Below are 7,594 nucleotides of genomic sequence, written 5' to 3'. Positions count from 1 at the left end.
GGTCAAGTCCAAATTATTGTGTAAAATTCCATTACTAGCACAGTAAATAAGATGATGGGAAAATAAAATCGCTTTTTACCGTTTTGTTTTTACACAATTTCGCGGACTTGATCCCATCCATATATCCCCACATAAAAAATTTTTTTACATCACATTATGAAACTATTTATCTTTCTTTTTCGTCTATATACAACAGAGAGAAGTGCTTGTTCAAAAGAAAAAGGAGGCGGTCGGCGGAGGAAAAGGGCAAAATGGAGTGGAAATATGATAAAAACATTCCATTTGACTTTATATAAAATAGGTATTATGCTACTTGACGTAAAGATTTTTCAACGTAAAATATGGTTTAACGTTTTTGCACGCTGCACTTCGCTTGTGCAGCTGTTGTTCATATATTCGTAGTCACTTGCGCCAAACGCTTGAATAACGAACAAGGAGGCGAAGAGGGCGTGAAGAGGATTGGCGAAAAGCTATTAGAAAAATACCGTTCTCTCCCTGACCAATATATTGGTTTTTTTATTTTTGCCGTATTTTTGTTTTGGATGAAGACATATGTCGCTTATCAAGCTGAATTTAATTTAGGCATTAGCAATTCCATGCAGGAATTTCTATTGTTCATTAACCCAATCAGTTCCGCAGTCTTCTTTTTTGGATTAGCGTTGCTTGCTCGAGAAAAGCGGGCATATATTTGGCTCATTATCATTAATTTCATTTTATCGTTTATTTTATACGCCAACATCGTATACTACCGTTTCTTTAGCGATTTTATTACGTTGCCGACGCTAACACAAACGAAAAACTTTGGAGATTTGGGTGGCAGCATTTGGGAATTAATCAAGTGGTACGATATTTTCTACTTTTTAGATACGATGATCTTAATTGCCATTGTCACTTCCAAACGTTTTTCGTTGCCGACGGTCCAAGTCGGGCGTTATAAAAAAAGCATCGTGTTCGCCATTGCCGCGCTCATTTTCAGCGTGAACCTCGCGTTGGCGGAAATGGACCGTCCGCAATTGCTGACAAGAACGTTTGACCGCAATTATATCGTAAAATATTTAGGCGTTTACAACTATTTGATTTATGACGCTGTGCAAAGCATGAAATCGTCGACACAGCGCGCTTTTGCGAATAAAAGCGATATTACGACGGTTTTAAACCATGTGCAAGCAACATATGCGAAACCGAATCCACAGTATTTCGGTGTCGCAAAAGGAATGAACGTGATCTACATTCATTTGGAATCGTTCCAAAACTTTTTGATTAACTATAAATTGCACGGTCAAGAGGTAACGCCGTTTTTAAACTCGCTTACGCGTGATCCGCATACGTTTTATTTTGATAACTTTTTCCATCAAACTGGGCAAGGAAAAACGTCGGACGCCGAGTTTATGTTAGAAAACTCATTGTTTGGATTGCCGCAAGGAGCGGTGTTTACAACAAAAGGGCAAAACACGTATCACGCAGCGCCGGCTATTCTTTCCCAGCAAGGATATACGACGGCCGTATTCCACGGCAACTATAAAACGTTCTGGAACCGCGACGAAATTTATAAATCGTTCGGTTTCGACCATTTCTTTGACGCAAGCTACTACGATATGAACGATCGTGATGTGCTTAATTACGGATTAAAAGACAAACCGTTCTTTAGAGAGTCGATTCCGTTGCTCGAATCGCTAAAAGAGCCGTTTTATGTAAAATTTATCACGTTGTCGAACCATTTCCCTTATCCGATCAGCGAAGAAGACGCGACGATCGAACCGGCGGATACGGGCGATGGCTCGGTGGACCGTTATTTCCAAACGGCCCGCTATTTGGATGAAGCGTTAAAAGAGTTCTTTGATTATCTGAAAAAATCCGGTTTGTATGATCGTTCTGTCATCATTTTATATGGCGACCATTACGGTATTTCCGAAAACCATAACAAAGCGATGTCACAAGTGTTAGGAAAAGAAATTACGCCGTTTGAACACGCGCAATTGCAGCGAGTGCCTTTATTTATCCGCGTCCCTGGCGTCAAAGGCGGAATTATGCATCAATACGGCGGACAAATTGATTTATTGCCAACCGTTCTTCACTTATTGGGAATCGACACGAAAAACTACGTTCACTTCGGCACAGACTTGTTGTCACCGGAACATCAAGAAATCGTGCCGTTCCGTAACGGTGACTTTGTCACTCCGACTGTTACGGCAGTAAACGGAAAATATTATGATTCGAAAACGGGCGAACCAATTCCAGAAACTCCGGAAATTAAACAGTTAGAACAAATCGCCCGCACAAAACTCGATCTTTCGGACAAAGTCGTATACGGAGACTTGCTGCGATTCTACACGCCAAAAGGATTCAAACCGGTCGACCCTACCAAATACGATTACAACAACCGCGAAGATGAAGAAAAGGGAAGCAAATAACCGCTTCCCTTTTTTATTTCGCCAACAGCTCAATCGCTCTTTTCGCGTTGACATATCCCGCTCCGTATATATTCGGATCCCGATCTTTCCATAAATCGGCCCCTTCTTTTAACGCCCTTTTAATTTCATCAGGCGTTGCATCCGGCTTATATTGAAGCATTAACGCGACAATGCCGGCGCAGATCGGCGTCGCCATCGACGTTCCCGACATGATCGTATAATATTGCCCGATGCGATTTTGTTTTTGATATTTATCAAGGAAAGACTTTGGCGCGCGCAAAGAAATAATATGGACCCCTGGAACAACAACATCCGGTTTGTTCACTCCATAGTAAGTAGGGCCACGGCTCGAAAAATCGGCAATTTCGTCATCTGCTCTTGTTTCTGCCGTATTGCGGTCGTCTAGAGCGCCAACCGTAATGATTTTATCGCTAATGCCCGGGCTTGAGATCGTTCGATATTCCGGCCCCGCGTTTCCAGCTGCCGCACAGACGACGATGCCATGGTCCCATGCTTTTTCTGCCGCTTGCACAAGCGGATCGTCATTTTCTTCTGGAAATGGATACGATTCCCCTCCTAATGATAATGAAATAATATCGATTTTTCCGTCTTTGTTCATTTCGTTGTATTGCATGCACCATTCAATGCCGCGAATAATTGTATCAAGCCTTCCTGCCCCCACCTTGTTAAGCACTTTCACCCCAACCACATTGGCCTCATACGCGGGGCCCGCGTACAATCCGGAAGAAACCGAACCGTTCCCCGCTGCGTCCCCGGCGCAATGGGTGCCATGTCCATTATCATCGTATGGCGCCGTACGCCCGTTGACAAAATCGACAAACTCGACAATCCGTCCCTCTAAATCAGGATGCGGATAAATCCCTGTGTCGACAATCGCGATCGTAACGCCTTTTCCGCTCAATGTCGTTCCATTAATGGCGACGTTTTTGGCATTAGCGGACGGAACGGCGTTATTTAATAGCGCGCTTACTTTTCGGTTTAAGTATACTTTTTTTACATCGTGCCGCTGCAAAATTTGCTCCAACGCTTGCGGAGTTACTTCGGCGCTGCATGAAGGAATATAGCGGAATTGATGATGAATTTTCATGCGGAAGTGCTGTTTTTCGATTTCTTTAAGAGCAAAAATGCCGTTTTCTTCGTGAAAATGAATGATGACCGGAATTTTTTTCGTCTTTTTCATCCATCTTTCTATCTGTTTGTGCATAACACAAGGAGTATATAGAAAAGGTTTGTTCATGCTGACCATATAATGACGCAAAGGACGGTCTAATTTCTGTGCGTAATTACGCGCCAGTTGAACGATGGAATATCCAAACATTCGCTCTCCTCCTTCTGGCAAAACTTCGATATACTCTATGAAAAGGGAGGAGTTTCGCAACGGCTTGTGCCTTGGGACAAACCATCAAAAAAGCCTGTCCGCTCTTCATAAATTGCGGCAGGCTTGCAATCTGAACTTATCTTTTTGCTAGTTTCAGCTCGATTTTATTATCCTTTTCTAAATAATACGAGCATCTCACATTAGGATAATCATATTGAAGAAAACCGTAACGGATAACGGTCTATAAAAAAATGAAAACGAAACAGGGATCGGGACAGCGTTGCCATGACGCATAACAGCATCGACGCGGAAAGTGTCAGAATCGTCAAGCCAATCCTCCTTACTAGCGGTGTCGTACCCTTCTTGTGATATAATCAAAAACGGACACAAATTCCAAAAAGGAGGAAACGCATATGAGCCGCGCAAAACAATTTACGCAATATTTTTTATCCCATCGCAACGTCACGGTCGAATTAATAAACAAAATCGAAGAAAAGCATTATGACTACAAACCGACACCGACTTCGATGCCAGCAAAAGATTTAGTCACCCATATTCTTTTCAGCTTTTATAAATTCGCCAACGCCGCCAAACATGGAGATCCAACGCTGTTTACACAAAAAGTCGAAGAAACGGAAACCAATTTGCAAAAGCTTGCCCAAACATATACAGAAAAAACAAAGCTATTGCTGGAATCTCTTTCCGACGAAGATTTTGAGCGCGTGTTAGATCTCACGAACGTATTCGGCGCGAAAATCCCAACAGGGCAATTTTTGCAAATGGCGATGGACCATGAAATCCACCATAAAGGGCAGCTGTTCGTATACGTCCGCGAAATGGGACATACCGACTTGCCTTTGTTTGTCCAACGCGGATAATGAAAAAACAACCAGACGGTTTTCTGTCTGGTTGTTTTTTGTACGTTCGCCTATTGTATTTGGCAGCTGCCGTCCATGCATTGTCCTCCTCCATCCGATGCGAGCGGCTGCAATGGCGAATTGGCGTTTTCCTCTTCCCATACTTTTTTAAGCGCCTGCATAAACACTTCCGTCGGCTGCGCACCGGAAATCGCGTATTTTCGGTTCAGCACAAAAAACGGCACGCCCCGGACACCAAAACGAGCGGCCTCCGCCTCGTCCTTTCTCACCTCATCGCTATAGCGGCCGCTTTCGAGAACTTGCTTCACTTCGTCGCGATCCAGCCCTACTTCGGTAGCCAACTCGACAAGCACATCATAGTCGCTAAGCCGTTGCGAATCGGTAAAATAGGCGCGAAACAGCCGTTCTGTCATTTCTCGAAGTTTTCCTCGTTCTTCCGCATATTTAGCAAGTCGGTGGGCGTCAAACGTATTCGTCGGCTTCATCGTGTCAAAACGAAACGTCAGCCCGACCGACTCTGCCTGTCTGCCAATATCGGCATTGACCTTTTTCGCTTCTTCCACCGAAATGCCATATTTTTGTGCAATGATTTCGTGAATCGTCATATCATAATGTTTTTTCGCATTAGGATCCAACTCAAAGCTGCGAAACACCACTTCGACTTCGTCTTTATGCGGAAACTGCTCAAGCGCTTTTTCCAGCCGACGTTTCCCAATATAGCAAAATGGGCAGACAAAATCGGACCAAACTTCTATTTTCATCGTATATGCACCTCGGTTTAAGCTCTCCGTTGCATCAACAACTAGAAAGCAAAATTTATGTTTCCATCTTATTGTAGCGAATCACTATACTGGTATTCAAACAAATGAACTTGGCAACATGAAAGAATGCCGCTTATCATCTAATTATTTTGTAATGCGAAACTTCTTATTGAGCAGCCATGTCACAGCTAATACAAGTAAGCCGAAAAGGATGCGAACCATTCCTCCCGCTTCGATACGGTAACCAAATTCAGGGACAAGTCTTTCCACTAGAACAAACATACCGAAGACAATGCAAAAAATAAACCATACGATCAAGAACGTCTTTACCTTACTGTTAAATGTGTTCGAATCATCACGAAAAGTAGATTTTCTAATCCAGAGTACGATGATAGCAACCCCTAACAAAATAATAGCAAAGTTAATAACAAAAAGAACAAACGCTTTTCCAAGATACACGGTATCATCCACGTCTGTAAACAGCTCTGCTACCAGTTCCACTGCACCTGTCGCCAAGGTAATGAGAGCGAATAATTGGATCATTAAGTAGCCAACAAAAGCATATATATTTTTCTTTTTTTCCTTTGGCAGCTGACGAATCAACTCATCGCAATACGCTTTCGGATCTTTGCCGAATACATCTTCCGCACTTTTGCCATGCTTCTGTGCCTCCAATAAATGGTCTAACAATTCGATCAACAATTCTTCGCTTTGCTGTTCCGATAGCAACAAATGGGAGCGGATATAAACAAGCATATCCTCATAGTAGTTTCGATTATGTTCATTTAACTGTTTCCGCTTCTCATTGTTAAGTTTGACCAAATCTTTCGCGTTCATTCGATGTTCCCCCTCGCAAAATATTCTCGACTGGATTGCGAATGCTCTCCCACTCGGTGATGAAGTCTTGCAGCGCTTCCTCCCCTTTTTCTGTCAGATGATAATATTTCCGCTTCGGGCCTGAAGGGGAGTCGCGCATTTCTCCCGCAATCAACCCCGCTTTTTGCAGGCGAAGCAACAGCGGATAAATGGAACCTTCGCTTACGTCATTGAGGCCAAATTGCTGCAGCTTTACCGACAGTTCATAGCCGTACACAGATTCCTGTTTAATAATGGCTAAAATGCACCCTTCCAACACTCCTTTTAACAACTGGCTTCTTAGCGACATGTTTTCAACTCCTCATATACCTTGCAATACAAGATAGTTGATAAAAGAAAATGTACCTTGCAATACAAGATACTTATGTATCCATTATATAACCGTTTCCAACTGATTTCAACTATATGCATTAAAACAGCCGTCCAATCCCGCTTTTTTATCGTCCATACGCCAGCCCCTTTGCTCTGCCGTCCATGAGACTAAAAAACACAAAAAAATATTTTTTATCAAAAAATGTCGAAAAAAAAAGAACTATGCCGTATAATATATTAGGCATAAACGCCTAGTCTATTATTCCTAACCGGAAAAGATAAGCCATTTTCATCATCAAAGTTAGGAGGAACGGCATGTCAGACGAAAATAGGATAGTTTTACAGGAAGCTATACTTTTAGATAGCATTATACGCAATAAAAGGTTTTATCACGTATTCCAGCCGATTTACGCGTTAAAAGATTCGCGTGTATTCGCATATGAAGCTTTACTGCGCTGCGAGTTTTTTCCGAATCCTGAGTTGCTTTTTCAATTGGCCATGAAACAAAGCAGGTTATATGAATTAGATATTTTTTCAATTTATCATGCTTTAACTTCATTTCACATGCGATCTATTCCATTGTTTATCAACGTTTATCCTTCGACAATCGTTCATCCGGCATTTCCCGATTTTTTGCAAAAACTAAAGTCAATATGTTCTTCTCGAAAAAATATTGTGCTGGAAATCAACGAATCAGAAAAAATATCTGATATGGATTTGTTAAAACTCACATTTCGCACCCTAACAAGGTCAAAACAAAGGATTTTTTATTTAGTTTTTCAGAATAACTTTTTGACCAACACGACGAGCGATGGCTATCCTTTTTTTACCATCGCTGGTCGTTCCGTATGACGTTACACGTAAATGCTCTCATCCAGCCCCAACCCCTGCAGAATCCTTCGTTGTTCAGGGGTGAGGGAGCGATCCAGTGAGCGTTGGATGCGTCCATCCGGCAGCTCCAGGAGGACGACGTTCACATATTGAAACAGCTGGAAAATCGCCTGCCCCGTCGGTCGG

The 7,594-nt window shown here is 42.5% G+C and carries 7 protein-coding genes; 3 read left to right on the top strand and 4 right to left on the bottom strand.

Translation table 11 applies throughout. The features are described 5' to 3' along the window. Window positions 1-449: 449 nt before the first annotated feature. Complete coding sequence (ltaS, locus tag BM278_RS17375; protein ID WP_090952312.1) at window positions 450-2,411, top strand: lipoteichoic acid synthase; 1,962 nt, start codon at window positions 450-452, stop codon at window positions 2,409-2,411. A gap of 13 nt (window positions 2,412-2,424) precedes the next feature. On the opposite strand, the gene BM278_RS17370 is transcribed toward ltaS, so the two are convergent. Beyond that, on the bottom strand, window positions 2,425-3,750 hold the full coding sequence (locus BM278_RS17370; RefSeq protein ID WP_090952309.1) for a S8 family peptidase: 1,326 nt from the start codon (window positions 3,748-3,750) through the stop codon (window positions 2,425-2,427). Between the two features lie 413 nt (window positions 3,751-4,163). Here BM278_RS17370 and BM278_RS17365 point away from each other — a divergent pair, with 413 nt between their 5' ends. Beyond that, window positions 4,164-4,628, top strand: coding sequence for a DinB family protein (locus BM278_RS17365; RefSeq protein WP_090952307.1), 465 nt, complete (start codon window positions 4,164-4,166; stop codon window positions 4,626-4,628). Between the two features lie 50 nt (window positions 4,629-4,678). On the opposite strand, the gene BM278_RS17360 is transcribed toward BM278_RS17365, so the two are convergent. The 3 genes from BM278_RS17360 to BM278_RS17350 all read right to left on the bottom strand — a co-directional run bounded on the left by BM278_RS17360 (window position 4,679) and on the right by BM278_RS17350 (window position 6,554). Next, the gene (locus BM278_RS17360; protein WP_090952305.1) at window positions 4,679-5,389 is read right to left on the bottom strand and encodes a DsbA family oxidoreductase; all 711 of its coding nucleotides are present in this window, start codon (window positions 5,387-5,389) and stop codon (window positions 4,679-4,681) included. A gap of 144 nt (window positions 5,390-5,533) precedes the next feature. Beyond that, window positions 5,534-6,226, bottom strand: coding sequence for a DUF1129 family protein (locus BM278_RS17355; protein ID WP_090952303.1), 693 nt, complete (start codon window positions 6,224-6,226; stop codon window positions 5,534-5,536). Continuing rightward, a complete protein-coding gene (locus BM278_RS17350; RefSeq protein ID WP_090952300.1) occupies window positions 6,198-6,554 on the bottom strand; it encodes a PadR family transcriptional regulator in 357 nt (118 codons plus the stop codon). Before BM278_RS17350 ends, BM278_RS17355 begins: the two co-directional genes overlap by 29 nt. A gap of 338 nt (window positions 6,555-6,892) precedes the next feature. On the opposite strand from BM278_RS17350, the gene BM278_RS17345 reads away from it, so the two are divergent. Beyond that, entirely contained in the window at window positions 6,893-7,429 is a 537-nt protein-coding gene (locus BM278_RS17345) for an EAL domain-containing protein (RefSeq protein ID WP_208601836.1), read from the top strand. The last annotated feature ends 165 nt before the right edge of the window (window positions 7,430-7,594 follow it).

This window comes from Parageobacillus thermantarcticus (genome assembly GCF_900111865.1).
Classification (GTDB): Bacteria; Bacillota; Bacilli; order Bacillales; family Anoxybacillaceae; genus Parageobacillus; species Parageobacillus thermantarcticus.
This window is presented reverse-complemented; position numbering and strand designations above follow the sequence as displayed.

Coding starts and splice junctions, on each gene's coding strand:
- BM278_RS17345 (WP_208601836.1), top strand. CDS start 6,893: ATGTCAGACGAAAATAGGATAGTTTTACAGGAAGCTATACTTTTAGAT.
- BM278_RS17355 (WP_090952303.1), bottom strand. CDS start 6,226: ATGAACGCGAAAGATTTGGTCAAACTTAACAATGAGAAGCGGAAACAG.
- BM278_RS17365 (WP_090952307.1), top strand. CDS start 4,164: ATGAGCCGCGCAAAACAATTTACGCAATATTTTTTATCCCATCGCAAC.
- BM278_RS17350 (WP_090952300.1), bottom strand. CDS start 6,554: ATGTCGCTAAGAAGCCAGTTGTTAAAAGGAGTGTTGGAAGGGTGCATT.
- BM278_RS17360 (WP_090952305.1), bottom strand. CDS start 5,389: ATGAAAATAGAAGTTTGGTCCGATTTTGTCTGCCCATTTTGCTATATT.
- BM278_RS17370 (WP_090952309.1), bottom strand. CDS start 3,750: ATGTTTGGATATTCCATCGTTCAACTGGCGCGTAATTACGCACAGAAA.